The organism is Janthinobacterium agaricidamnosum (assembly GCF_003667705.1).
Lineage (GTDB): Bacteria > Pseudomonadota > Gammaproteobacteria > Burkholderiales > Burkholderiaceae_D > Janthinobacterium.
Map to the genome: position 1 here is coordinate 4581426 of NZ_CP033019.1, position 25173 is coordinate 4606598.

Genomic DNA, 25173 nt, shown 5'->3' on the forward strand with positions numbered 1-25173 from the left:
CGGCGCCGGAATTAGAAAAACAGCAAGATTATTAGGCTCATGTCAGAAAAAATCATCATGATGACGGAGCGGCGACGGACCGCTCCGGCCATCCCGGCCGCCCTGGAAGCGCCAACAGGCCTGCTGAACGATCAACTGGGCCGGCCCCTGCACGACTTGCGCATCTCGATCACCGACCGTTGCAATTTCCGTTGCGTGTACTGCATGCCCAAGGACGTGTTCGACAAGAACCACGTGTATCTGCCGCATACGGATTTGCTGTCGTTCGAGGAAATCACGCGCATCGCGCGCCTGTTCGTCGCACATGGCGTGGAAAAGATCCGCCTGACGGGCGGCGAGCCGCTGCTGCGCAAGAATATCGAAAAGCTCATCGCCATGCTGGCCGCACTGCGCACGCCGTCGGGCCAGCCGCTGGACCTGACCTTGACGACCAACGGTTCCTTGCTGGCCAGAAAGGCGCAAGCCCTGAAGGATGCGGGCCTGAACCGCGTCACCGTGTCGCTCGATTCGCTCGACGACGCCACCTTCAAGCGCATGAACGACGTCGATTTCGCCGTGGCCGACGTGCTGCAAGGCATCGATGCCGCGCATGCGGCGGGCCTGGGACCGATCAAGATCAACATGGTCGTCAAGGCCGGCATGAACGAGCAGGAAATCGTGCCCATGGCGCGCCACTTCAAGGGCACGCCCTACATCTTGCGCTTCATCGAATACATGGACGTGGGCGCCTCGAACGGCTGGAACTTGCAGGAAGTCATTCCGTCCGCCGAAGTCGTGCAGCGCATCAGCGCGCACATGCCCTTGCTGCCCATCGACCCGAACTACACGGGCGAGACGGCGGCGCGCTGGCGCTACGCCGATGGCGGCGGCGAAATCGGCCTCATTTCCAGCGTCACGCAAGCGTTCTGCGCCGACTGCAGCCGCGCCCGCCTCTCGACCGAAGGCAAGCTGTACACGTGTCTGTTCGCCAGCAGCGGCCACGACTTGCGCAGCCTGCTGCGCGGCGGCCACAGCGACGCGGAAATTTCCTCGGCCGTGGCGCAGCTGTGGCGCGGCCGCGGCGACCGCTATTCGCAATTGCGCACCAGCCAGACGGATTTGACGGGCGGCGCGCTTGAGCACGGTAAAAAGAAAGTGGAAATGTCGTACATCGGCGGCTGAATCGGGCGCGGCGCACGCCCGCCGCTGCTACCATGGCGCATGCACCCATTTTCCTACCTGACATGATCAACAAACACGACATTACCGGCCTGATCCTGGCCGGCGGCCTGGGCACGCGCATGGGCCAGCGCGACAAGGGCATGCTGCACCTGCATGGCCAGCCCCTGGCGCGCCACGTGCTGCAGCGCCTGGCGCCGCAAGTGGGCCAGCTGGCCGTCAGCGTCCACGCCGATGCCGGCGAGTACGCGCGCTTCGGCGTGCCCGTGTGGCCGGACGCGCTGCCTGGCCAGCTGGGTCCGCTGGCAGGTTTACACAGCGGCATGCAGCACGCCGGCACGCCCTACCTGCTCACCGTGCCGTGCGATTCACCCCTGCTGCCGCCCGACCTGGCCGCGCGCCTGGCCGCCGGCCTGGTCGAGAACGATGCCGACCTGGCCATCGCCGTCACCGAGGAAACCGATCCGGCGACGGGATCGGCCGTGCGCCGGCCGCACCCCGTCTTCTGTCTCGTCAAGACTGCCGCCCTGCCCCAGCTCGATGCCTACCTGCGCGGCGGCGAACGCCGCATGCGCACCTGGCACGGCCCCTTGAAGCTGGCCGAAGTGCTGTTCGAGGATGGCGCCGCGTTTGGCAACATCAATACGCCGGACGAGCTGGCCGCCTTGCAGGCGCGGGGCTTGAGCGTGCCGATGGCGCAAGCCATCCTGGCCGACACCGTCGCGCCCGTGGCCGGGATCGAGGAATTGCCGCTGCCGCAGGCGTTCGAGCGCATGCTGGCGGCCGACATCATCTCGCCCATCAGCGTGCCCGCGCACGACAATTCCGCCATGGATGGCTATGCGCTGCACGGTGCCGACCTGGGCGGCGACACGCCAGTAACTTTGGCCGTGGTCGACACCATCCTGGCGGGCCGTCCCGGCACGGTCAAAGTGGGGCGCGGCCAATGCGCGCGCATCATGACGGGCGCCGTCATGCCCGACGGCTGCGACAGCGTGGTGCCGCAGGAACTGGTGCTGCAAGTCAATGAAACCAGCATCACGCTGGCGCCGGACTGCATCCGCCCCGGCGACAACCGCCGTTTCAAGGGCGAGGACTTGATGCAGGGCCAGCCGGCCTTGCTGCAAGGCAAGATACTCGGGCCGGCCGAACTGGGCTTGCTGGCCTCGCTGGGCATCGCCACCGTCCCCGTGCGCCGCCGCCTGCGCGTGGCCTTCTTTTCCACGGGCGACGAATTGCGCTCGATCGGCGAGCCGCTGGCCGCGGGCTGCATCTACGACAGCAACCGCTACACCCTGCTGGGCATGCTGACCCGCCTCGGCTGCGAGGTGCTCGACATGGGCATCGTCAAGGACAATCCGCAGGCGCTGGAAGCGGCCCTGCGCGGCGCCTGCGCCAAGGCCGACGTCATCATCACCTCGGGCGGCGTGTCCAGCGGCGCGGCCGATTTTACGCGCGAGATCCTGGCCCGCCTCGGCGACGTGGCTTTCTGGCAAATCAACATGCGCCCGGGCCGCCCCATGGCCTTTGGCCGGATTGCCAGCGAGGGCGACACGGCCTTGCTGCTGGGCCTGCCCGGCAACCCCGTGGCCGTGATGGCGGCGTTTTATTTCCTCGCCCGCCCCACCCTGCTGCGCCTGATGGGCGCCGACGCGGACACGGCCAGCCTGCCCCTGCTGCAGGTGGCGGCGCAGGCACCGATCCGCAAGAAACGGGGCCGCACGGAATACCAGCGCGGCATCGTCGAGCGCGGCGCGGACGGGCGCCAGCACGTGCGCGTGACGGGCGCGCAAGGCTCGGGCATCCTGCGCTCGATGACGCAAGCCAATTGCATGATCGTGCTGCATGAGGCGCAAGGCCACGTGGCGGCAGGCGACCTCGTCGATATTGTGCTGTTCCATGGCCTGATGTAAGCAACTGCCCCTCCCCCTCTCCTTGACGGCCCGCCCTGCGCGGGCCGTTTGCATTTCCCCTTCGCAATCAATTTTCTCCTGCGCGGCACACCTGCGCCTGCCGAGATAAAAATATTAATCATTTCTTGTCAAAATAAATCAATAAACACAACACTAATTGTAATAATTTTATTTATTAGTTGATATTGAAGTTTCTTCGGTGATAACATTCGAACTCAAGCAAAAGTTCAATTTTGATATTGTTTTCACGAGGAAACTAACAATGAAACACGGCCCATGGTTGGCGAGCACCTGCATGCTGGGTGCGGCAGTCCTATTCGGCATGTTGTCTCTGGCTCCCCTGCCCGCGTATGCGAAAGGCGTGGCCCGCGCCGACGTGCTGGACAACTGCAACTGGAACCGTCCCGGCGTCGACCCGTTCATGGGTGACGTGGTGGCGGCCGTGGACCGCTATACGGATATCGCGCCGCCAGTGCGCGAACAATTGAAGGCGCGCATGCGCGCGCGCCAGTACGATGAGATCGTGGTGATCAGCCGCGACGCCATCCGCGGCAAGGGCAATTACAACGCGCGCATCAGCGACATGCATTTCGGCCCCGGCCGCGTCTGCCGCAACGTCACGCGTGCGGGCTGGAACGAGCAGATGCAGGAACGGGGCCTCGTGTATTGCGTGCAGGGCCAGTGCATCCTGGTGCCGACGATTTGCCGCAACGTCAGCCGCATCACGCAGGCGCCCGCGTCGGCGCCGCCGGCGGCCGGTGGTGCCGCTCCCGGCGGTGCAGCACCCGCTGCCGCCGCGCCCGCCGCCCCGGAAACGGCAGGCGTGCCCCTGATCGACAATCCCGACGCCTTGCGCGGCGGCTCGTTCACGGGCGGCGCCATGCCGCCCGAGGTGGCCAGCATTCCTTTCCTGCCCTTCGATTATGTGCGTACCGCCGGCGGCATCACGCCGCCTGCCGGCATGGGCGGCGGCGGCGGGGGTGGAGGCGGCCTGCCGCCGGACCGGGGCAGCAGCATCATCGTGCCGCCCACCGTGATCATCCCTAGCTTGCCACCGACGGTGCCGACCGTCTTGCCGGCCGTGCCGGAACCGCAAACCTGGGGCATGCTGCTGGCGGGACTGGCGCTGACGGCCTTCGCCGCCAGAAAACGCCGGGCCGGCAAGCATGCCGCCTGATGCGTAGCCAGCCGGGTGCGGACTTGTTACTATGATGCATTCCAGACAAGGACCGCCATGCCCGATATCGATAGCCGCTTAGCACGTCTCATTGCGCTGCGCGCGGAAGGCCGGCATGCGCAAGCGCTGCCGCTGCTGCAACAGCTGTTCGCCGACGCCGGACGAGTCGTGAATTCGGCAAGGTCGAGCTATTTCATCCCCATGCTGGAGTGGAAGTTTTTGGCCGAGGCCTACGCGCCGGCGTACACCGCGCTGCAGGTGGAGCGTGACGCGCAAATACGGCTGCTGCTGTCAGGCGAGCACGTTTTCGGACGCCACGACAGTAGCGTGCCGCCGGCAAGCAACGCGTTCGGGCGCGCATCGCGTTTTTCTCTTATCGTCGAAATGAACGAGACGCTGGGCGATGTCCGCTCCACCGCCGACCTGTTCGCCCGGCTGGACGTCAGCGCCCCGGAACTGGCGCGCCGGCACGCCTGGCAAGCGCTGCCGGCCGTCGTCGAAGTGGGCAATTTTGCGCTGGCGGAGCGCTACCGCTGCCCCGCACCGCTGGCACACCTCGAGACTGTCAATACTCTGGCCGCCAGCCAGCCCCTGCTTCCTGCGCCGGGCACGGCACCGCGCCTGGCGGCGGAGTTGATGAATCTGGTGAAAGACGTGCGGATCGCCACTGCCGTACTGCGCGGCCAGGGACAGGCCGCCGAGGCCGACGCGCTGTGCGCCGCCTTGCTGGCCGGCCTGGCGAATGACGCCATGCGCACGCTGGCGCAGCGCGAGCTCGATGCGCCCGGCAGCATCACCGCTGCCATCGTCAAGCGCCAGATGGATGAGGAACAACAGGCCTAGCCGGCCGCCGCGGCGAACAGGGCGGCGCTATTCGCCGTCCGCCTTACCCAGCAGCAAGGCGGCCGCCTCGCCCGGCAAGGCTTCCACGGATTTCAATTTGCGCGCCATCTGCCGGCTGCGCACTTCCGCGCTTTCGATATTCTTCGCCGCCTTTTCCAGGGTCAGCCGGGTTTGCGACAGCACGTCGCCGAACTTGCCGAACTCCGTCTTGACGGCGCCCAGCACTTGCCACACTTCGGACGAGCGCTTTTCCAGCGCCAGGGTGCGGAAACCCATCTGCAGACTGTTGAGCAAGGCCGTCAGGGTGGATGGCCCGGCAATGCTGACCCGGTGCACGCGCTGCAATTCGTCGGCCAGGCCCGGGCGGCGCAGCACTTCCGCATACAGGCCTTCCGTGGGCAGGAAGAGGATGGCGAAATCCGTCGTCAGCGGCGGCGCCAGGTATTTCTCGGCGATGGTTTTCGCTTCGCCCCGCACGGCCCGCTCCAGTTCGCGGCCGGCCAGGGCCACGGCGTCCGCATCGGCCCGCTCGGCCGCCTCGACCAGGCGCTCATACTGTTCCTTGGGAAATTTCGCATCGATGGGCATCCACACGGGCGGACCGCCATCGACCATGCCCGGCAACTTCAGGGCAAATTCCACGCGCGCGCCGCTGCCCGGCAACGTTTCCACGTTCTTCGCGTACTGGTCGACAGTAAGTACCTGCTCCAGCAGCATTTCCAGCTGCACTTCGCCCCAGGTGCCGCGCGTCTTGACGTTGGTGAGCACCCGCTTCAAATCGCCCACGCCGAGCGCCAGCTGCTGCATTTCGCCGAGACCCTGGTGGACTTTTTCCAGCCGCTCCGACACTTGCTGGAACGAGGCGGAAAGCCGCGTTTCCAGGGTGGCGTGCAGTTTCTCGTCGACCGTCTTGCGCATTTCTTCCAGCCGCGCGCCATTGTCGGCCTGCAAGTCGCGGATCTTGTTCTCCAGGGTGGCGCGCACTTCCAGCATGCGCTGCGCATTCGATTCCGTCAGCTGGGCCAGGGTCTGATTGGTGCTCTCGGCAAAGCGCGCCAGGCTTTGCGCCTGTTCTTCGCGCCCGACTTTCCCCTGCGCCTGCATCTGCGTGCGCAGGCTGTCGAGCTGCTGCAGGGTCGCCGCCTGGAATTGCGCCAGGCCGGCGGCCAGGTCTTGCCGCGTGGCTTGCGCCGATGCCTGCAGCTGCAGCCGCACTTCGCGCTCGACCCGGTCGATGCGTTCCAGGCTTTGCTGCTGGTGCTGCTGCACCAGCGCCAGGGTGGTGGCGCCATCGCCGGCCGCGCCACGGGGGCGCAGCAGCAACAAGAGCAACAGGACGATGGCGGCGATGGCGGCGCCCAGCAGGCTGTAGAACTCGATTGGGCTCATGGGATCAGTCAGCTTTGTTGCGCATCCAGTCGGCCGTCTGATAGAACGATTCCATCAGGCGCACGCGCAAGGATTCTTCGATGCCCGTGTCTTCCATGGCCCAGGCCATGGCGCGCAGCCACTGGTCGCGCTCGCTGGTGCCGATGGCATACGGCAAGTGACGGGCGCGCAGGCGCGGGTGGCCGAATTTCTCGATATACAAATCCGGGCCGCCCATCCAGCCCGTCAGGAAGAAATACAGCTTGTCGCGCGAGCCGTCCGTCGAGGGCGGATGCATGACGCGGATGCCGGCGAACTCGGCTTCGAGTTCCATCAAGTCATAAAAACGGTCGACCATTTCACGCAGCACGGGGGCGCCGCCGATGGTCTCGTACAGGGTGGGGGCAGTGGTATCAGTCATGGCCGCCATGATAGCGCAAGCATCGGCGCTCCATGCAGCGCCAGCGCTCCCTGCCGCAATAAATGGCAATATACTTGACTACTCAAGCTTTTATCAACTACCATGCAATTTTAAAACAGGAACAAGACGAATATGCCAACCGCCACCGACACTGATTTGCTGCGCAATACCAACTTCCGCTGGCTGCTGGGCGGCGGACTCATCTCCATGCTGGGCGACCAGTTCAGCATGCTGGCCCTGCCCTGGCTGGTGCTGAGCCTGACGGGAGATAGCCTCAGCCTCGGCATCGCCGTGGCCCTGATGGGGGCGCCGCGCGCCGTGCTCATCTTGCTGGGCGGCACCATCGCCGACCGTTATTCGCCCCGGCGCGTGCTGCTGCTGAGCAAATATGCGAACGCCGCCATCCTGCTGGCACTGGCGGGACTGCTGGTGCTGGACCTGGCCAGCCTGGCGCTCGCGTATGCGGCCGCGCTGGCGCTGGGCGTCGCGTCCGCCTTCGGCATTCCGGCCGGCACGGCCATCCTGCCGCAAGCCGTGCCTGCACCTACGTTACAGAAAGCCAATGGCTTGCAGATGGGTGTGCGCCAGTTGTCCTTGCTGGCCGGTCCGTTACTGGCGGCGCTCGTGCTGGGTGCCCACGGTAACGGGCAGCACACCTCCATGGCGGCGCTGGCCGCCGCCTTCGCCATCGATGCGCTGACGTTTGTGTTTTCCGCGTGGACCTTGCGCCAAGTCAAGCTACGGCCCCTGGCTGCGGCTGCGGCGCCGCAAGGCATGTGGCGCGACATGGCGGCGGGCCTGGCCATGGTGTGGCGCGACTTGCCCCTGCGCAGCTGTTATGCCTACTGGGCCGTGGTGGCATTCTTCGTCATGGGTCCGCTGCAAGTCGCCTTGCCCGTGCTGGCCAGCGAACGCCTGCACGGCGCCGCGGCGCTGGGCATGCTGATGGGCGCGCACGGCGCCGGCACCTTGGCCGGCATGCTGGCGTCCAGCCTGGGCAGCGCCTGGCTGCGCCGCCATTTCGGCGCCACCCTGCTGGCCGCCGACGCCGTCGTGGCTTGCCTGTTGATGGCGCTGGGACAAATCGGCGCGGCCTGGCACGGCGCGGCCCTGCTGGCCGTCACGGGAGTGCTGGGCGGCTATGTGCAGGTGGCCATCTTTACGTGGATACAGCAGCGCGTGGCGCCCGCCATGCTGGGCCGGGCGATGGCTGTGTTCATGGGCATCTTCCTGGGACTGGCGCCCCTGTCGGCGGCGGCCACGGGTGCGCTGCTGCGCCACGTGAGCGTTGGCGAGCTGTTCTGCGTCGGCGGCGCTCTGCTGCTGGCCGCCGCCATCGCCGCCGCCCTGTTCACGGATATTGCCCACATCGCAAGCACCGATTACGTCACCCAAGCTTAAGGAAATCACAACATGGATAAAACACAGCAAGCAGCCTTGAAAGCAGCTTACCGGCAACAAGCGCCCGCGCTGGGCATCATCGCGCTGCGCCACCTGCCCAGCGGATGCACCCTGCTCGAACGCAGCCGCAACGCGCCCGGCGCGCTGAACCGCCACCGCTTCGAACTGAACCTGGGCAAGCACCGCAACGCCCGCCTGCAGGCGGACTGGCGGCGCGACGGTGCGGCGGCTTTCCGCTTCGACATCATCGACACCGTCGATCAATCCGCCGATCCCGCCTTCGATGCGGACGCCGAACTGGACGCCCTGCTGGCGCTGCACCAGGCGCAGCTGCTGGAACAGGGACAAGCACGCTATTGAGCGGCCATGCTTTACACTTGCGCACTCACGCACTGCGCAGCAAATGAAAAGGATGTCATGACCGAACACACTCTCCCGATGCCGGACGGCGGCGGCGCGCTGGACTTTTGCCTGCGCCTGGCGCGCGCCCAGGCGCTCATCGTGCGCCGCTTCGACAGCATCCTGGGCAATCTGCACGGCCTGAGCTTCAGCGATTACCAATTGCTGTACCACTTGCAGCGGGCGCCCGGCGGACGCCTGCGCCGCATCGACCTGGCCGAGCGCCTGGCGCTGACGGCATCCGGCATCACGCGCTCGCTGATGCCGCTGGAAAAAATCGGCCTGGTGGCGCGCCAGGCCGATGCACGCGATGCGCGCGTCGGCTACGCCGCCATCACCGAGGCGGGACTGGCATTGCTGGCGCACGCGAATACGACGGCGCAGGCGCTGGGACAGGAATTGCTGGGCAATGCCAGCGCGGACCAGCTGGCGCCCCTGTCCATGCTGCTGGGCACGATCGCCGGCAACCAGCCCGCCAACGGCTGACGCGCGCTACACCAGCGCCAGCTTGCGCAGGCGCCGCGTCGAGGGCCAGCGCGCCATGCCCGTCTCGTCGCGGATGGCGGCGCAGGCGGCCAGCACTCTTGCGCACTCGTCCTCGCGCAAACCCGCATTCAGGGTCAGGCGCACCAGCGAACGGTTCTTCGGCGTGGCTGGCGCACAGAAGACGGCGCCGTAGATGCCGTGCCGTTCCAGCGCCTTGCGCAGGATCAAGGTATCGGGTTCGCTGCCCGCTTCCAGCGCGATGATCTGCTCGGTGCCGTCGCTGACGTTGTAGCCGAGATCCGTCAACCCCTGGCGCAGCTGCACGCTGTGGCGGTGCAGCGCGGCGCGGCGGCCATCGGCGGCGCGGATGAAGTCGAGCGCCGCATCGAACCACGCCAGCTCGTGTTCGAGCAGGCAGGAACTGAAGATGGCTGGCCGCGAAGCGGACAAAAAATATCCCTTAAAACGGGCCGAACAGGTAATCAGCCCGGCCCGGCCCGCGAACGCCTTGGCCAGCGACGCCGTGCGGAAATGCACGCGCTCGGCCAGGCCCAGCTCCGCCACCAGCCCCGCGCCCTGCGGGCCGTGCGTGCCCAGCGAGTGCGACTCGTCGACGATCAGCATGCTGCCGCTGCGTTCGGCAATTTCCACCATGTCCAGCAGCGGCGCCACGCTGCCGTTGGTGCTGTACAGCGCATCGACGATGATGATGCCGGGGCCATGCTTGTCGAGCTGGCGCTGCAGGTGGGCGCCATCGTTGTGCAGGAAGGCGACGGGCACGGCTTGCGCCGATTGCACGCCTTCCCACAACGACGCATGCGCCTGCATGTCCAGATACACGGGAATGCCAGGTCCGGCCAGGCTTTGCAGCAAGCCCACGTTGGCGGCCCAGCCCGACTGCGCCAGCACGCACGCCTCGCTGCCGAGAAAATCCGCCAGCTTGTGTTCCAGCCGGTGCTGGCGGCTGCCTTCCTGCAGGAACACGGACGACATCAGCATGGCGCCGCCGCCCTGCAAGACGCGCGCCTGGGCCGCCAGCAGCGCCGCCTCGCCGGCGATGTTCAGGTAATCATTACCTGCCAGCATGACCGCACCGGCCGGCACGGCTTGCCATTCATGCAGGTGTTCGCCGCCGAGCAGCTTCTCGATGCGCTCGACATAGTGCTCATCCATGCGCGCGCGCACGAAGGCGGGCATCCGTTGCTCGGCATGGATGGCGCGGGACGACAGAGGGGAAAGGGCGTGTGACATAGGGACTCCTGATTGGTTGCGGTGGGAACTACCGCGTCCAACATGCGCGAGTCATCCGGCAAGAGTTTGATACAGCTCAACAGTTGTGCCGATATTGTGCTGATACAGAGGGAACCCGCCGATCATGTTGCATTGATAAGCCTCAACGAACACGCCCCCCTGATCATGATGCATGCGCAGTCCCCTTCCGGAAAACGGTGGCAAGGCAAGCTGCTCCAGCCTTTCCTGCATTTCCACGACGCCATCGAACACACGCCCGTGCGGCGTGCGCAGGTGCGCACCCTGGCGCTCATCGGTGCACTGGGCATGCCCCTGTACTACGCGCTGTGGCATTACTTCTTTCCGCAAGAATACGAATCGCCGCTGCTGCGCACGGTGGCGGCGCTGCTGTTCCTGCCCGCGCTGTGGCCCGGCCGCTTCAGCAATACCTGGTTCAGCGTCTACCTGTTCCTGGGGCTGACCTTCGAACTGCCGTTTTTCTTTACATATATGTTCCTGATGAACCACGCCTCGACGCTGTGGATGCATTCACTGCTGGTGGCGCTGGTCGTGCTGTTTCACTTCGATACGCGCATCGCCGTGCTGGCCTACCTGGGCGGCACCCTGCTGGCTTGCCTGGCGTTTGCCGTGGCCGGCGATCCCGCCTTCCTGCTCAGCCGCGACGTCTTGCAGCAATTGCCCGTGCACTGGTTCACGATTGCCGTGCTGTCCGTCGTCAAGGTGGGCCGCAACGTGGGCGCGCAGGAGAAACTGGCCGGGCTGGCGGCCGGCCTGGGCAGCGTGGCGCACGAATTGCGCACGCCCCTCGTCAGCGTCGAGGCAAACGTGCGCGGCCTGCAGCGCGGCCTGCAGCAAAACCTGCAAGGGCAGCCGCCGGACGAGGCCAGCCGGGAAGCGCTGGCGCGCATCCAGTTCGAAGTGCGCCATATGCACCACATGATCGATCTGTTCCTGCTCAGCGCCAGCGCCGTCAACCGCAAGCTCGAAGCCAACGAGGCGGTGGCCATGCACGACAGCGTGACGGCCGTGCTGCGCCGCTACCCATTTACCAGCACGGCCCAGCGCGACATCGTCAAGGTCGACGTGCGCGCCGATTTCACGTTTCCCGGCCAGTCCGAGCTGTGCGTGGTCATCCTGCTGAACCTGCTGCGCAATGCCTTGAAAAGCATCCACCGCGCCGGCAAGGGAAGAGTGCGCATCATCATCGATGGCGCCCATCCCGTGCCGCGCCTGCTGTTCATCGATACGGGCTGCGGCATCGCGGCCAGCCGCTTGCCGCTGATCTTCGACCGCTTCTATTCGTATCCCTCGCATAACGGCAGCGGCATCGGCCTGGCCCTGTGCCGGCAAATCATGCAAGCCTGGCAGGCGCGCATCCGCTGCGTCGCGCGCGAAGGCGCCTACGCCATCTTCGTGCTGGAATTTCCCCAGCCCCTGCCCGTGCCCACGCACAACCGTTTTCCATCCATCCACCGCGCGAGGTGACGCATGCAACTGCCCGTCTACACCCATCCGACCCTGACCGTATTGATCGACGACAGCGATTCCTTCCTGAAAAGCCTGGCGTTCCAGCTCGATCCCGGCCTGGCGCGCAAGACTTTCCACGACACGAGCAGCGCGCTGCACTGGCTGCGCCAGAGTACGCAGCCGGGCGAGACGCCGCTGCACGTCAATTTCGACACGCAAAACCTGCCGCCCGACCAGTGCAACGTGGCGCTCGACATCGAACGCATCTGGCGCATCAGCGGCCAGGCGCAGCGCTTTGCCGTGCCGTCCGTGCTGGTGGTCGATTATTCGATGCCGCAGATGAATGGCCTGGAATTCTGCCAGGCCGTGCGCGACTTGCCGTGCAAGAAGATTCTATTTACGGGCGCGGCCGATGAAAAGGTGGCCGTGACGGCCTTCAACCGGGGCTTGATCGACCGCTACATCAAGAAGAGCGACGACGATGCGCTCGACATCCTGGAACAGGAAATCGTTGCCCTGCAGCGCGAATTCTTTCTGCAGCAATCGGAAACCGTGCGCGATCTGCTGATGCTGCACGACTACAGTTTCCTGCAAGACGAGGCGCTGGCCGCCGTCGTGCACGAGCTGTGCCAGCGCCACGGCTTCGTCGAGTTTTATATTTTCCCCAATCCCAGCGGCATCCTGTTCTTCACGCGCGACGGCCACGCCAAGCTGATGATCATCGAGACGGAACGCAGCCTGCACACGCAGTATGAAATGGCGCGCGACAGCGACGCGCCCGATTCATTGCTGCAGGCCCTGCTGGAAATGCGCGTGATTCCCTACTTTTCCGATGCCAACAGCGACGGCATGTACGCGGCGCAGATAGGCGAGAACTGGTTTCGCTACTGCGCCGCGCCCACCATCTGCCTGGGCGGCGTGACGTATTTCTGGGCCCTGTTCGACGTGCCGACGCACCAGCTGGGGCAGCCGGTGATGTCCTACGCGCAATTTCTGCGCGCAGGCGCGGGCGACGGCGTCATTGTTTAGCCTTCCCTTAAGGTCTGCAGCGGCGGATGTTTCAAGACATTGCGCAAACCCAGCCAGCCGCCGGCGATCGCGCACAGGGCGCCGGCCAGCAGGCCGAAGGCCCACACGCCCGGCGCGAAGCTCCAGGCGAACTTGAACTGGTACGTCGCCAGGGCCCAGCCCATGGCCGCCGCGCCCGATGCGGCCAGCAGGCCGGCCAGCGCGCCGACGAGGGAAAACTCGATCAGCTGCGCCTGTGCCAGCTGGCGCCGCGTGGCGCCCAAGGCGCGCAGCAGTCCCGCTTCGCGCGTGCGCTCGTCCTGCGAGCCCATCAAGGCCGCATACAGCACCAGCAAGCCCGAGGCCAAGGTAAAGGCAAACAGGAATTCGACGGCCGTCACCACCTGGTCCAGCACGCCCTGGATTTGTTTCAGCACGCCGCCCACGTCGACCACCGTCAAATTCGGATAGTCGCGCAGCAGGGCGTTGCCCAAGTCCGCCTGCGCAGGCGGCAGGTGGAAGGCCGTGATCCACGTCTGCGGCGTGTCCGCCATGGCGGCCGGATTGATGATGACAAAGAAATTGACGCGCATCGAGCCCCATTCCAGCTTGCGCAAGCTGGTAATGGCCGCTTCGACGCTCTGACCGGCAATGTCGAAGCGCAGCTTGTCGCCCAGCTTCAGCTTCAATGTCTTGGCGATGCCCTCCTCCACCGACGCTTCCGCCGGCGCGCCGGGCTTGTCGCTGAACCACTTGCCGGCCACGAGCTTGTTTTCTTCCTGCATGGCGGCCATCGTCGACAGATTGAATTCGCGGTCGGCCAGGCCCTTGGCGCGGTCGTCCTCGTACGTGGCTTCCGTGATGGCGTTGCCGTTCACGGCCACCAGGCGCCCGCGTATCATCGGATACAAAGGCGCATTGGCCACGCCCGCCTGCGCCAGGCGCGCGGCGATCGGGTCCTTCTGCTCGGGCAGGATATTGATCATGAAACGGTTCGGCGCATCGGGCGGCGTGGCGTGGCGCCAGGCCACCATCAGGTCGCCGCGCACCACGGTCAGCAGCAGCAAGGCCATCAGGCCCAGGGCCAGCGACACCACCTGGATGACGGTGGCGCCCGGGCGGCGCTGCAATGACGTGACGGCAAAGCGCCAGCCCTGATGCTTGAAGGCGCCGCGCAGGCTTTTCAGCGACTTGATGCCCAGCCAGCCGGCCAGGGCGAACAGGGCGAAGCCTCCCAGAAAACCGGCCGCCGTCAGCAAGGCCAGTTTCACGTCGCCCGCCTGCCACAACAGCAGCACGACGAAGGCGGCAATGCCGAGGCCGTAGGTGGCCAGGGCCAGCGCCTGCGGTGGCTCCTGTTCGCGGCGGATCACCCGGTTATGCGGCACATTGCGCAACTGCAAAATCGGCGGCAGGGCAAAGCCCAGCAACAGCAGCATGCCGGTTGCCACGCCCTGCAGCGCGGGCAGCAGGGACACGGGCGGCAAGTCGCTCTGCACGAGCTTGCCCAACAGCTCCAGCAGCACCAGGTGGCCGCCGAAGCCCACCATCACGCCGATCACGCTGCCCACCAGGCCCACCAATAAAAATTCGATCACGTACATGGCCGTGACCTGGTTTTGCGTCAGGCCCAGGCAGCGCAGCATGGCGCAGGCGTCGAGGTGCCGCAGCATGAATCGGCGCGCCGCCATGGCCACGGCGACGGCCGCCAGCATGGCCGACAGCAGGCCGACGAGGGACAGAAAACGGTCGGCGCGGTCCAGGGTCGATTGCATCTGCGGGCTGCCCGATTCCAGCGATTCGATGCGCACGCCTTTGATGGACTGCGCCTTGATCTGGCTCTCCAGCGAGGTTTGATATTGCGCAAGCTCGGCCGCCTTGGCGGGCGGCGCCGACAGCAGCAGCCGGTACGACACGCGCGAGCCGTTCTGCACCAGCGCCGTGGCGGCCAAGTCGCTCAAGGGCAGCATCACCCTCGGGGCGAAATTGAGGAACGATGCGCCGCGGTCCGGTTCGCTGGCGATCAGTTGCGTGACGGTAAAGGCCTTGTCGCCCAGGGTCAGGGTGTCGCCCAGCTTCGCGTTCAGGCTGGACAGGATAGCCGCATCGACCCACACGGTGCCGGGCGCAGGCACCTGGCTGGTCGCCTGGCCCACGGCATCCTGCGCTTCGCTGGCGTTGGTCGTGATTTTCAGCTTGCCGCGCTGCGGGTAGCCGGGCGAGACGGCCTTGATGGACGCCAGTTGCGACAGCGATCGCTCGCCCTCGCCCGCCTGCGCCATGCTGGGGAACGTCACCGTGTCGGCCAGGATAAAACCGCGCTTCTGCGCTTCGGCGCGCCAGGCCGCATTGACGGGCTGGTCGGCGCTGATGACGAGGTCGGCCCCCAGCAGCTGGTGCGCGTCGCGGTTCAGGCCCGCGCGCAGGCGGTCGACGAAGAAGCCGACGGCCGACAGGGCCGCCACGGCGACGATCAGCGCGACGAGCAGGAAACGCAGTTGCCCGGCGCGCCAGTCGCGGCCGGTCATTTTCAGGGAGAGGCGGAACATGGGCGGCGGGTCTTTATGCGAGTTGGTTGTGATGCGTTATTGCGCGATGCCGTGAGCGGCGGCGTGCTGCGCGAAATACGCATCGACGGTGGCAAGAAACGCGTCTTTTTGCGCCTGCGGCAGGAAGGCGGCGATGAAACCGTTGCGCGCCAGGCGTTGCGCGTGGGACAGGCCCAGCGGCAAGGCATCGAAGATGGCGTCGAAGTTATCGTTCATGTAGCCGCCGAAGTAGGCGGGATCGTCCGAGTTCACCGTCACCAGCAGGCCCGCGTCGAGCAATTGCACCAGGTTATGGTCATGCATCTGGTCGAACACGCGCAGCTTGGTGTTCGACAGGGGGCAGACGGTGAGCGCGATCTGTTCGCGCGCCAGGCGGGCCGTCAGTTCCGCGTCTTCCAGGCAGCGCACGCCATGGTCGATGCGTTCGACTTTCAAGTCGTCGAGCGCCGTGCGGATGTAGGCTGGCGGGCCTTCCTCGCCCGCGTGGGCCACCAAGTGCAGGCCCAGCTCGCGGCAACGGGCAAACACGCGCGAGAATTTCTCGGGCGGATTGCCCACTTCCGACGAATCGAGGCCGATGCCGATGAACTTGTCGCGGTGCGGCAGCGCGTCTTCCAGGGTCTCGAACGCCTCTGCCTCGCTCAGATGGCGCAGGAAGCACAGGATCAGGGCCGCGCTGACGGGGCTGTCCTGGCAGGCGCGGTGGATGCCATTGATCACGTCGGCCATCGGCACGCCGCGCGCCGTGTGCGTCTGCGGGTCGAAGAAGATTTCCGTGTGCAAGACGTTATCGGCTTCGGCGCGGCGCAGGTAGGCTTGCGTCATGTCATAGAAATCCTGCTCTTTCAAGAGCACGCTTGCGCCAGCGTAATAAATGTCGAGAAAAGACTGTAAATCCGTAAAAGCATAGGCGCTGCGCAAGTGTTCCACAGATTCATAGCCCAGCGGCACGCCATTGCGCTCGGCCAGTGCGAAAATCAGTTCTGGCTCCAGCGAGCCTTCGATATGGATATGCAATTCGGCTTTCGGCATGCCGCGGACGATCGCGCGCAATTGGGGGTTCATCATGGGTGTTCCTTATAGGGTGGCGATAAAAATGCTGGCACGCGCGCGCGGCGCGCAGGGCCATCAGACATGCAGGCATCTTAGCGCAAGATGGCCGGCCTCACCGGCGCCCGGCCGCCGTGGCGCCGGCAACGGCAGCGCCACGGCACGCACCGGCACGCGCTGGCGAATTGTCGTATGATGATTTAAAAGGGACAAAAAGGTTCATTGAAATCGATGGAAAATTTGATGGTTTATCCAATTAAATCAACAATTTACAAACAAGTATTAAGGATATGCTGACATATCTTTTGACTTCCTGATCCTTTAGAGCAATAATAAATTTCATGGGGTAATGGTAGGTGCAACAAGCGCTATCAACAGTGAAAAAAAAGCCGGCTGGCCACGTCAGCGCACGGCATCAAGCGCCAGTTTTTTGGTCCGGGCAATCCGGACTCGCAAAGACAGCCGGGCTTGAAACAACAATAAAAATCGGTACGAGGTACAGGAAAAGTTCAGACGGCAAGCCCAGGCGAGTGCCAGGCGGGCGGCCATGGTGACTGGCAGTTCAGGTTTACATTAAAGGACATTGACATGACCATTTTTGATAACTATGCAGCACGCTACGAGCGCACCCGCGAAGAGGAAATGTCGCTCACCGAGTACCTGGCCCTGTGCAAGAAGGACAAGCTGACGTATGCCAGCGCGCCCGAACGCATGCTGGCCGCCATCGGCGAGCCGCAGCTGGTCGACACGCGCAACGACACGCGCCTGTCGCGCATCTTCGCCAACAAGGTGATCAAGATCTATCCCGCCTTCCGCGAGTTCTACGGCACCGAGGAAGTCATTGAGCAAGTCGTCTCGTATTTCCGCCACGCGGCGCAAGGCCTGGAAGAACGCAAGCAGATCCTGTACTTGCTGGGGCCCGTCGGCGGCGGCAAGTCGTCGATCGCGGAAAAACTCAAGTCGCTGATGGAACACGTGCCCTTCTATTGCCTGAAAGGGTCGCCCGTCAACGAATCGCCGCTGGGCCTGTTCAACGAGGAAGAGGACGGCACCATCCTCGAAGAGGATTACGGCATCCCGCGCCGCTACCTGCGCAACATCCCCAGCCCGTGGGCCGTGAAACGCCTGCATGAATACAATGGCGATATCAACCAGTTCCGCGTCGTCAAGCGCTACCCGTCCGTGCTCAAGCAAATTGCCATCTCGAAAACGGAGCCGGGCGACGAAAACAACCAGGATATTTCCTCGCTGGTGGGCAAGGTCGACATCCGCAAGCTGGAAGACTATGCGCAGGACGACCCCGATGCCTACAGCTATTCGGGCGGCCTGTGCCTGGCCAACCAGGGCTTGATGGAATTCGTGGAAATGTTCAAGGCGCCGATCAAGGTGCTGCATCCGCTGCTGACGGCCACGCAGGAAGGCAACTACAAGGGCACGGAAGGCTTTGGCGCGATACCGTTCGACGGCATCATCCTCGCCCACTCGAACGAGTCGGAATGGAAGACCTTTAAAAACAACCGCAACAACGAGGCGTTTCTTGACCGTATCTATATAGTCAAGGTGCCGTACTGCCTGCGCGTCTCCGACGAAATCAAGATCTACGACAAGCTGGTGGCCAATTCCTCGCTGGTGAAAGCCCCGTGCGCGCCCGGCACCCTGCGCATGATGGCGCAGTTCGCCATCCTGTCGCGCCTGAAAGACCCGGAAAACTCGAGCATTTTCTCGAAGATGCTCGTCTACGATGGCGAAAACCTCAAGGATACGGACCCGAAAGCCAAGTCCATGCACGAATATGTCGATTACGCGGGCGTGGACGAGGGCATGAACGGGCTGTCGACGCGCTTTGCCTTCAAGATCCTGTCGAAAGTGTTCAACTTTGACAATTCCGAAGTGGCCGCCAATCCCGTGCACTTATTATATGTACTGGAACAGCAGGTAGAGCGCGAGCAGTTCGCGCCGGAACTCGAGCAGCGCTACTTCTCCTATATTAAAGAGCACCTGGCGCAGCGCTACGTGGAATTCATCGGCAAGGAGATCCAGACGGCGTACCTGGAAAGCTATTCGGAATACGGGCAGAATATTTTCGACCGCTATGTGACGTTCGCCGATTTCTGGATACAGGACCAGGAATACCGCGATCCGGACACGGGCGAAAGCTTCGACCGCGAATCGCTGAACAATGAGCTGGAAAAGATCGAGAAGCCGGCGGGTATTTCCAATCCGAAGGATTTCCGCAACGAAATCGTCAACTTCGGGCTGCGTGCGCGGGCCTCGAACGGCGGCAAGAATCCCGCCTGGACCAGTTATGAAAAGTTCCGCACGGTGATCGAAAAGAAAATGTTTTCGAATACGGAGGAATTGCTGCCCGTGATTTCCTTCAATGCCAAGGCCAGCGCCGACGATGCCAACAAGCACGCCGACTTCGTGGCCCGCATGGTGGAAAAAGGCTATACGGCCAAACAGGTACGCCTGTTATGCGAATGGTACTTGCGAGTACGCAAGTCATCCTAGCGCGGACAGCGGAGGCGCGCTCCGGCCTGACGACCGGCGGGGCGCGCAAGACGAGAAGCAAGGAGGCACCCTTTGACATACCTTATCGACAGGCGCTTGCAAAGCAAGAATAAATCCGCCGTCAACCGCGAGCGTTTCCTGCGGCGTTACAAGGGCCAGATCAAGGATGCCGTGGGGCGCGCCATCAAGGGGCGCTCGATCACGGACGTCGAGAATGGCGAGAAGGTCAGCATCCCCGTCAAGGACGTGGGCGAACCGTCGTTTGGCCACGCGCATGGCGGCGTATGGGAAGTGGTCAATCCCGGCAATAAGGAATACCTGAAGGGCGACCAGATCGCCCGGCCGAAAGGCGGCGGTGGCGGCGGGCGGGGCAAGGCGGGCAATAGCGACGAGACGACGGAAGACGATTTCATCTTCGAATTGTCGCGCGAAGAATTCATGAATTATTTCTTCGAAGACTTGGAATTGCCGCACATGGTGAAAACCCAGCTGACGGCCACCACGGAATTCAAGAACCAGCGCGCCGGCTACAATATGTCGGGCACCCCATCGAACATCCACGTGCTGCGCTCCCTGCGCGGCGCGCTGGGCCGGCGCATCGCCGTCGGCGGCGGCGCCCGCAAGCAGCTGGCGCAGGCCGAGGAAGACCTGGCCGTCCTGCTGCACGAAGGCGCGCCCGACAGCGACCCGCTCGTCACGGAACTGCGCCGCCTGATCCACCACCTGCACACGCGCCTGCTGGCGATTCCCTTCATCGACCCGTTCGACTTGCGCTACAGCAACCGCATCAAGGTGCCCAAGCCGATGACGCAGGCCGTCATGTTCTGCATCATGGACGTCTCCGGCTCCATGGACGAATCGCGCAAGGACACGGCCAAGCGCTTCTTCATCCTGTTATATCTGTTCCTCAAGCGCGTCTACGACAAGATCGAGGTGGTCTTCATCCGCCACCATACGGCGGCGGCGGAGGTCGACGAGCATGAATTCTTCAATTCGCGCGAGTCCGGCGGCACCGTCGTGTCGTCCGCGCTGCACTTGCTCAACACCATCATCGACGAACGCTATGGCGCCGGGCAATGGAACAGCTATGTCGCGCAGGCGTCCGACGGCGACAACTGGGACAACGATTCCATGCTGTGCCGCCAGTTGCTGATCAATACCATCATGCCCAAGGTGCAGTACTACACCTATGTCGAGATCACCGACGGCCCGCAGCAAAACCTGTGGGAGCAATATGCGGGCGTGCTCGACCATCACGCCCATTTCGCCATGCAAAAGATCGTCACGCCGGCCGATATCTACCCGGTCTTCCGCGAACTGTTCAAGAAACAGGTGAAATGATGAGTGCAGCCTTTGACCGCGCCAGCAATACTCCGGGCGAACCGTTCGTGCGCCTGCGCCACCCGAACGCCCTGCCCGAGCAGTCAGAATGGACGTTCGAGCTGATCGAGCAAATCCACGAGGAAATCCGCCGCGTAGCGAAACAGTTTGGCCTCGACACCTATCCGAACCAGCTGGAAATCATTACGGCCGAACAGATGATGGATGCCTACACCTCGGTCGGCATGCCCGTCTCCTACAACCATTGGTCTTTCGGCAAGCATTTTCTTTCTACCGAGAAAAGCTACAAGCGGGGCCAGATGGGCCTGGCCTACGAGATCGTCATCAACTCCAATCCGTGCATCGCCTATTTAATGGAGGAAAACAGCCTGACCATGCAGTCGCTGGTGATCGCGCATGCGGCCTACGGCCATAACTCCTTTTTTAAAGGCAATTACCTGTTCCGCGCCTGGACGGATGCGGACGCCATCATCGACTATATGGTGTTTGCCAAGAATTACATCGCCGAATGCGAGCAGCGCCATGGCGTCGATGCCGTGGAATTGCTGCTCGACTCGTGCCACGCCATCCAGAACTATGGCGTGGACCGCTACAAGCGCCCGGCGAAACTGTCGATGGCGAAGGAATATGCGCGCCAGAAAGAGCGCGAAGCCTATGTGCAGTCGCAGATCAACCAGCTGTGGCGCACCCTGCCCCGGCGCGACGAGGACGACGACGAGGACGACCAGCGCAAGGCCGCGCCCCGCTTTCCGCCCGAACCCGAGGAAAACCTGCTGTACTTTATCGAGAAGTACGCGCCGCTGCTGGAACCGTGGCAGCGCGAGATGGTGCGCATCGTGCGCAAGATTTCCCAGTATTTCTATCCGCAGCGGCAAACCCAGGTCATGAACGAAGGCTGGGCCACCTTCTGGCATTACACGATATTGAACCAGCTCTACGACGAAGGTGTGGTGGGCGATGGCTTCATGATGGAATTTTTGAAAAGCCATACCAACGTGGTCTACCAGCCGCCCATCGACAGCCCGTATTACAGCGGCATCAACCCGTATGCGCTGGGTTTTGCCATGATGAGCGACATCCGCCGCATCTGCGAGCACCCGACGGACGAAGACCGCGCCTGGTTCCCCGACATGGCCGGCAGCGACTGGCGCAAGAGCCTGGACTTTGCCATGCGCAATTTCAAGGATGAAAGCTTCATCGCCCAGTATTTATCGCCGCGGCTGATCCGCGAATTCCATTTCTTTGCCGTCCTCGACGACGACAAGAATGAAAAGCTGGCCATTTCCGCCATCCACGACGATGCCGGCTACCGCTACGTGCGCCAGCAGCTGGCCGAACAGTACAACCTGGGCAACCGCGAGCCGAACATCCAGGTGTGGTCCGTCAATACGCGCGACGACCGCGCATTGACCTTGCGCCACACGCAATTCCAGCGCCGCCCGCTGAACCAGCAGGCGGCCGAGGTGCTCAAGCACGTGGCGCGGCTGTGGGGCTTTGATGTCCACCTCGATACGGTCGACCCGCAGGGCGTCGTCCTGGGCACTCTGAATTGCCGGCGGGAAAAGCGCAACCGGCGCGACGACCCTGCCGTCCGGCCATGAAATGATTTATTGATAATAATCAATGGCAAGAATATAAGCGTTTCCTATGCCTACATAGGAATTCCGTATGGCCTGGCGGCGTCAAAAGGGCCGCCGGGACCGCCTTTTTTGACCTGGATAAAGTCCCTTCCGCACCCGTTTGGTGCGCGCGCGCCGCTAAGTGGTCTGGTTCCGAGCTAAAACATTTCCAAAAGGAAAGATTTTCCTCCAAATTTAGCGGTTTCCATATTGAATATCACGAAATATAATTCCGCCAGATGGGCACATCGGAGAACTTAGCAGTGGTAGCCCAAAACGGCTGTAAAAAACCGATAAGACCGCCTTTTTTTATGTCCGAAAGCGTGCAAAGATGACATAAGCAAGTACGTTTTCAGGGCGCAAAAGCGCTAAAAATTTAACCGGTTTTAGGCGTTAAAAATCTGTGTAAAATAAAGAATTCGTATGTATAATTCGGCGACGTCCCGGATACGGCTGGAGCTTTGTGTCGTCATTTTGGGGTTCAGTTGCAAGACAAGAGATGGTATTTGGAGAAAGCAGGCATGAATTTTTCGAACGAGAAAAGTCCCAAGAACTACACAGGCATCACTATCGTTGTCCTGCTGCACGTTCTCGCGGCTTACGGGATCGTGACGGGCTTGGGCAAGCGGTTGGTCACCAAAATGATGGAACCGGTTGAAACCAAGATTATCGAGGAAGTCAAACCGCCTCCACCGAAGGATCTTCCACCGCCACCACCGCCGCCAGAAATGAAAGCGCCACCGCCGCCATTCATTCCGCCAGTCGAGGTGAACGTGCAGCAGCCGCCACCACAGCAGAACGTGATTGCAAATACGACTGCCGTGAAGCCAGCCACGAATGTATTGGCACCGCCAGCACCGCCTGCACAGCCTGCGCCAACTCCTGGACCAGCCAAATCGGTGCGTACGCCGGCCGTGGTTGACTTCAGTGTCTGCGAAAAGCCGGCTTATCCAAAGTCGTCGCAGCGCAATGAGGAAACCGGTGTGGTGACACTGTCGTTCCTGATCGGTGTAGACGGCAAGGTCGCTGATTCGAAGATCGTGAAGTCCAGCGGCTTCAGAGACCTGGACAAAGCCGCAGTGCAAGGTATTAGCCGCTGTACATTTAAGCCGGCAACAGTTGACGGCAAGCCGGAACAAGGCTGGCAGCAAATGCAATACGTTTGGTCGCTGGATTAAAACCCGAGGCAGTTATCCCCTGTCTCACACTATGATTTCGTTGTCATTACGTTCAGCGATCTGTTATTTTTAATTTTGGAGGAAGCATGTTTAAGAATACCCGTTTGTCCGCATTTTTTGCCGCGGTTCTGTTGTCCGTTACCGCTACTACCGCTCTGGTAGCAGCTCCGGCATTCGCTGACGCGCCAGCATCGGCTGCCGCTTCGGCTCCAGCGGCAGACGCTGCAGCAGCACCAGCACCAGCTGCTGACGCAGCCGCTCCAGCAGCAGACGCAGCAGCTCCAGCCGCTGACGCAGCAGCTCCAGCCAAAACCGAAGAAGTCCACAACCCGTTCGGCCTGCAAGCAGTGTGGGACGGCGGCTTCGTGCCACGCGCCACCCTGATCATCCTGGCCATCATGTCGATCGGCAGCTGGTACATCATCATCACCAAGCTGATGGATCAAATGAAGATCTTCAAGCAAGCGAAAGAAACCGCTGCCAAATTCTGGAAAGCTCCTTCGATCGCTGCTGGTTCGGCAACCCTGACCGAAGGCTCGCCATTCCGCTTCATCGCTGAATCGGGCACCAAGGCAACGGCTCACCATGACGGCGCCCTGCTGGAACAAATCGACCTGTCGACATGGGTGACGATGTCGATCCAGCGCGCTTCGGACAAAGTCCAGTCGCGTCTGCAAGATGGCCTGTCGTTCCTGGCAACCGTTGGTTCGACCGCACCGTTTATCGGTCTGTTCGGTACCGTTTGGGGTATTTATGGCGCGCTGACCAACATCGGCATGACCGGTAACGCGTCGATCGATAAAGTTGCAGGTCCAGTTGGTGAAGCACTGATCATGACCGCTTTCGGTCTGCTGGTCGCCGTTCCTGCCGTTCTGGGTTACAACTGGCTGGTGCGTCGTAACAAAACCGCAATGGAAGACGTACGCTCGTTCAGCGCCGACGTTCACTCGGTACTGATCTCCGGCGCAATGTCGACCAGCGAAGCTGGCCGTGCTGCCGGCGCTAAAAAGATCGGATAAGAATCATGTCGATGTCCGTCGGCTCCGACAGCGGAGATGAAGATCAAGTAATGTCAGAAATCAACACGACGCCGCTCGTCGACATCATGTTGGTTTTGCTGATCATTTTCTTGATCACCAGTCCGGTTGTCCTCAAATTGCAGAAAATCGATCTGCCGATCGAGGCCAACCAAGCCCTTCAAAGCAAGCCAGAAAACGTCAACATCGTTGTCAACAAGGATGGCGAGATTTATCTGGGCCAGAAGAAACTGAAAGATACGAGCGAACTGTTCGATTATCTGAAAGTTGAAGCAGTGAAAGTACCGCAGCCGGAAGTACACGTTCGTGGCGACCAAGAAACACGCTACGAATCGATCGGCCGGGTTATTTACACGACCCAACGTGCCGGGATCCAGAAGGTCGGCTTCATCACCGAACCACCTGACAAGGGCTGATAGCGACTGGCGGCGGCGTCCCGGCAACACGGGGACTCCACTGCCGGAAGCTGACCGGGCGGCAGTTTCGCCCGGTGCTTCGTTGGACTTCTTAAAGGAAACACTATGAGTATGAATGTCGGTTCGGGAAGCGCTCCAGGCGCGGATCCGGAACCAATGATGGAACTGAACATGACGCCCCTCATCGACGTGATGCTGGTGCTGATTATCATGTTGATCATCACGATTCCTAAGCAAAACCACTCGGTGAACTTGAACATGCCGGTCGGCACCCCGCCGCCACCGACAACCGAACCAGTGGTCGTCACGATCGATGTCGATTTTGACGGTACGATCTTGTGGGACAATCAGGTCGTTCCTGACCGCGCTTCGCTGGAAGCCAAGCTGAGCAACGTTGCTGCGCAAGCAGACCAGCCGGAAGTGCATCTGCGTCCGAACAAGCTGGTGGAATACAAAGTCGTCGCCGGTGTGATGGCGTCGGCGCAGCGTCTGGGCGTGACCAAAATCGGTCTGGTCGGCAACGAGCAATTCCAGTAAGCTGCAGCAATCAGGTTCTCTTTACATCCGAATAGGCAGGACT

The 25173-nt window shown here is 62.6% G+C and carries 21 protein-coding genes; 16 read left to right on the plus strand and 5 right to left on the minus strand.

The window, feature by feature from the left end; genetic code table 11:
* Positions 1-39 precede the first annotated feature (39 nt).
* From moaA to D9M09_RS20720, 4 genes are all read left to right on the plus strand, one after another.
* The gene (moaA, locus tag D9M09_RS20700) at positions 40-1161 is read left to right on the plus strand and encodes a GTP 3',8-cyclase MoaA (protein WP_121670261.1); all 1122 of its coding nucleotides are present in this window, start codon (positions 40-42) and stop codon (positions 1159-1161) included.
* A gap of 62 nt (positions 1162-1223) precedes the next feature.
* Entirely contained in the window at positions 1224-3071 is a 1848-nt protein-coding gene (moeA, locus tag D9M09_RS20705; protein ID WP_240453433.1) for a molybdopterin molybdotransferase MoeA, read from the plus strand.
* 262 nt (positions 3072-3333) lie between these two features.
* Entirely contained in the window at positions 3334-4248 is a 915-nt protein-coding gene (locus D9M09_RS29180; protein ID WP_162995758.1) for an MHFG family PEP-CTERM protein, read from the plus strand.
* Between the two features lie 57 nt (positions 4249-4305).
* On the plus strand, positions 4306-5091 hold the full coding sequence (locus tag D9M09_RS20720; RefSeq protein ID WP_121670265.1) for a hypothetical protein: 786 nt from the start codon (positions 4306-4308) through the stop codon (positions 5089-5091).
* A gap of 27 nt (positions 5092-5118) precedes the next feature.
* Here D9M09_RS20720 and rmuC read toward each other — a convergent pair whose 3' ends face one another.
* Entirely contained in the window at positions 5119-6480 is a 1362-nt protein-coding gene (gene rmuC / locus D9M09_RS20725; RefSeq protein WP_070224552.1) for a DNA recombination protein RmuC, read from the minus strand.
* 4 nt (positions 6481-6484) lie between these two features.
* Positions 6485-6880, minus strand: a complete 396-nt coding sequence (locus D9M09_RS20730) for a group II truncated hemoglobin (protein ID WP_070224562.1) — start codon at positions 6878-6880, stop codon at positions 6485-6487.
* Positions 6881-7012: 132 nt separating this feature from the next.
* Between D9M09_RS20730 and D9M09_RS20735 the strand changes: the two genes are divergently transcribed.
* The 3 genes from D9M09_RS20735 to D9M09_RS20745 are packed head-to-tail and all read left to right on the plus strand — an operon-like array spanning position 7013 to position 9166.
* Positions 7013-8281, plus strand: coding sequence for an MFS transporter (locus D9M09_RS20735; protein ID WP_121670266.1), 1269 nt, complete (start codon positions 7013-7015; stop codon positions 8279-8281).
* A gap of 12 nt (positions 8282-8293) precedes the next feature.
* Positions 8294-8641 carry a GIY-YIG nuclease family protein gene (locus tag D9M09_RS20740; RefSeq protein WP_070224550.1) on the plus strand — a complete coding sequence of 116 codons (348 nt, stop codon included), beginning with the start codon at positions 8294-8296 and terminating at the stop codon, positions 8639-8641.
* Between the two features lie 57 nt (positions 8642-8698).
* Positions 8699-9166: a MarR family winged helix-turn-helix transcriptional regulator gene (locus D9M09_RS20745; protein ID WP_205602278.1), complete on the plus strand. Its 468-nt coding sequence runs from the start codon at positions 8699-8701 to the stop codon at positions 9164-9166.
* Positions 9167-9172: 6 nt separating this feature from the next.
* Here D9M09_RS20745 and cqsA read toward each other — a convergent pair whose 3' ends face one another.
* Positions 9173-10417 (minus strand): alpha-hydroxyketone-type quorum-sensing autoinducer synthase, encoded by a 1245-nt coding sequence (gene cqsA / locus D9M09_RS20750; RefSeq protein ID WP_070224548.1) that lies wholly within the window; start codon positions 10415-10417, stop codon positions 9173-9175.
* Positions 10418-10582: 165 nt separating this feature from the next.
* On the opposite strand from cqsA, the gene D9M09_RS20755 reads away from it, so the two are divergent.
* Positions 10583-11902: a sensor histidine kinase gene (locus D9M09_RS20755; protein WP_070224547.1), complete on the plus strand. Its 1320-nt coding sequence runs from the start codon at positions 10583-10585 to the stop codon at positions 11900-11902.
* Between the two features lie 3 nt (positions 11903-11905).
* Positions 11906-12913, plus strand: a complete 1008-nt coding sequence (locus tag D9M09_RS20760; protein ID WP_121670267.1) for a response regulator — start codon at positions 11906-11908, stop codon at positions 12911-12913.
* Here D9M09_RS20760 and D9M09_RS20765 read toward each other — a convergent pair.
* Positions 12910-15441, minus strand: coding sequence for an ABC transporter permease (locus tag D9M09_RS20765; protein WP_121670268.1), 2532 nt, complete (start codon positions 15439-15441; stop codon positions 12910-12912). The two genes, D9M09_RS20760 and D9M09_RS20765, sit on opposite strands and share 4 nt — an antisense overlap.
* Before the next feature lie 36 nt (positions 15442-15477).
* Entirely contained in the window at positions 15478-16509 is a 1032-nt protein-coding gene (locus D9M09_RS20770) for an adenosine deaminase (protein WP_070224544.1), read from the minus strand.
* A gap of 570 nt (positions 16510-17079) precedes the next feature.
* On the opposite strand from D9M09_RS20770, the gene D9M09_RS20775 reads away from it, so the two are divergent.
* From D9M09_RS20775 to D9M09_RS20810, 7 genes are all read left to right on the plus strand, one after another.
* Entirely contained in the window at positions 17080-19002 is a 1923-nt protein-coding gene (locus D9M09_RS20775; protein ID WP_034754154.1) for a PrkA family serine protein kinase, read from the plus strand.
* Between the two features lie 72 nt (positions 19003-19074).
* Positions 19075-20343 (plus strand): YeaH/YhbH family protein, encoded by a 1269-nt coding sequence (locus D9M09_RS20780; protein WP_070224543.1) that lies wholly within the window; start codon positions 19075-19077, stop codon positions 20341-20343.
* The gene (locus D9M09_RS20785; protein WP_121671175.1) at positions 20343-21944 is read left to right on the plus strand and encodes a SpoVR family protein; all 1602 of its coding nucleotides are present in this window, start codon (positions 20343-20345) and stop codon (positions 21942-21944) included. Before D9M09_RS20780 ends, D9M09_RS20785 begins: the two co-directional genes overlap by 1 nt.
* 539 nt (positions 21945-22483) lie before the next feature.
* Complete coding sequence (locus D9M09_RS20790; protein WP_034754161.1) at positions 22484-23140, plus strand: energy transducer TonB; 657 nt, start codon at positions 22484-22486, stop codon at positions 23138-23140.
* Positions 23141-23226: 86 nt separating this feature from the next.
* Positions 23227-24159, plus strand: coding sequence for a MotA/TolQ/ExbB proton channel family protein (locus D9M09_RS20800; RefSeq protein ID WP_166448878.1), 933 nt, complete (start codon positions 23227-23229; stop codon positions 24157-24159).
* A 5-nt stretch (positions 24160-24164) separates the two neighbouring features.
* Positions 24165-24593 carry an ExbD/TolR family protein gene (locus D9M09_RS20805; protein ID WP_034754165.1) on the plus strand — a complete coding sequence of 143 codons (429 nt, stop codon included), beginning with the start codon at positions 24165-24167 and terminating at the stop codon, positions 24591-24593.
* A gap of 105 nt (positions 24594-24698) precedes the next feature.
* Entirely contained in the window at positions 24699-25130 is a 432-nt protein-coding gene (locus tag D9M09_RS20810; protein WP_176741207.1) for an ExbD/TolR family protein, read from the plus strand.
* Positions 25131-25173: the final 43 nt, after the last annotated feature.

What these genes read in the sequence shown, in the direction of transcription:
- D9M09_RS20810 (WP_176741207.1), top strand. Translation starts at nt 24,699, where the DNA reads ATGAGTATGAATGTCGGTTCGGGAAGCGCTCCAGGCGCGGATCCGGAA.
- D9M09_RS20765 (WP_121670268.1), bottom strand. Translation starts at nt 15,441, where the DNA reads ATGTTCCGCCTCTCCCTGAAAATGACCGGCCGCGACTGGCGCGCCGGG.
- D9M09_RS20745 (WP_205602278.1), top strand. Translation starts at nt 8,699, where the DNA reads ATGACCGAACACACTCTCCCGATGCCGGACGGCGGCGGCGCGCTGGAC.
- D9M09_RS20800 (WP_166448878.1), top strand. Translation starts at nt 23,227, where the DNA reads ATGTTTAAGAATACCCGTTTGTCCGCATTTTTTGCCGCGGTTCTGTTG.
- D9M09_RS20730 (WP_070224562.1), bottom strand. Translation starts at nt 6,880, where the DNA reads ATGACTGATACCACTGCCCCCACCCTGTACGAGACCATCGGCGGCGCC.
- D9M09_RS29180 (WP_162995758.1), top strand. Translation starts at nt 3,334, where the DNA reads ATGAAACACGGCCCATGGTTGGCGAGCACCTGCATGCTGGGTGCGGCA.
- moeA (WP_240453433.1), top strand. Translation starts at nt 1,224, where the DNA reads ATGATCAACAAACACGACATTACCGGCCTGATCCTGGCCGGCGGCCTG.
- D9M09_RS20775 (WP_034754154.1), top strand. Translation starts at nt 17,080, where the DNA reads ATGACCATTTTTGATAACTATGCAGCACGCTACGAGCGCACCCGCGAA.
- D9M09_RS20770 (WP_070224544.1), bottom strand. Translation starts at nt 16,509, where the DNA reads ATGATGAACCCCCAATTGCGCGCGATCGTCCGCGGCATGCCGAAAGCC.
- D9M09_RS20805 (WP_034754165.1), top strand. Translation starts at nt 24,165, where the DNA reads ATGTCGATGTCCGTCGGCTCCGACAGCGGAGATGAAGATCAAGTAATG.
- D9M09_RS20735 (WP_121670266.1), top strand. Translation starts at nt 7,013, where the DNA reads ATGCCAACCGCCACCGACACTGATTTGCTGCGCAATACCAACTTCCGC.
- D9M09_RS20785 (WP_121671175.1), top strand. Translation starts at nt 20,343, where the DNA reads ATGAGTGCAGCCTTTGACCGCGCCAGCAATACTCCGGGCGAACCGTTC.
- D9M09_RS20720 (WP_121670265.1), top strand. Translation starts at nt 4,306, where the DNA reads ATGCCCGATATCGATAGCCGCTTAGCACGTCTCATTGCGCTGCGCGCG.
- moaA (WP_121670261.1), top strand. Translation starts at nt 40, where the DNA reads ATGTCAGAAAAAATCATCATGATGACGGAGCGGCGACGGACCGCTCCG.
- D9M09_RS20740 (WP_070224550.1), top strand. Translation starts at nt 8,294, where the DNA reads ATGGATAAAACACAGCAAGCAGCCTTGAAAGCAGCTTACCGGCAACAA.
- rmuC (WP_070224552.1), bottom strand. Translation starts at nt 6,480, where the DNA reads ATGAGCCCAATCGAGTTCTACAGCCTGCTGGGCGCCGCCATCGCCGCC.
- D9M09_RS20760 (WP_121670267.1), top strand. Translation starts at nt 11,906, where the DNA reads ATGCAACTGCCCGTCTACACCCATCCGACCCTGACCGTATTGATCGAC.
- cqsA (WP_070224548.1), bottom strand. Translation starts at nt 10,417, where the DNA reads ATGTCACACGCCCTTTCCCCTCTGTCGTCCCGCGCCATCCATGCCGAG.
- D9M09_RS20790 (WP_034754161.1), top strand. Translation starts at nt 22,484, where the DNA reads ATGAATTTTTCGAACGAGAAAAGTCCCAAGAACTACACAGGCATCACT.
- D9M09_RS20755 (WP_070224547.1), top strand. Translation starts at nt 10,583, where the DNA reads ATGATGCATGCGCAGTCCCCTTCCGGAAAACGGTGGCAAGGCAAGCTG.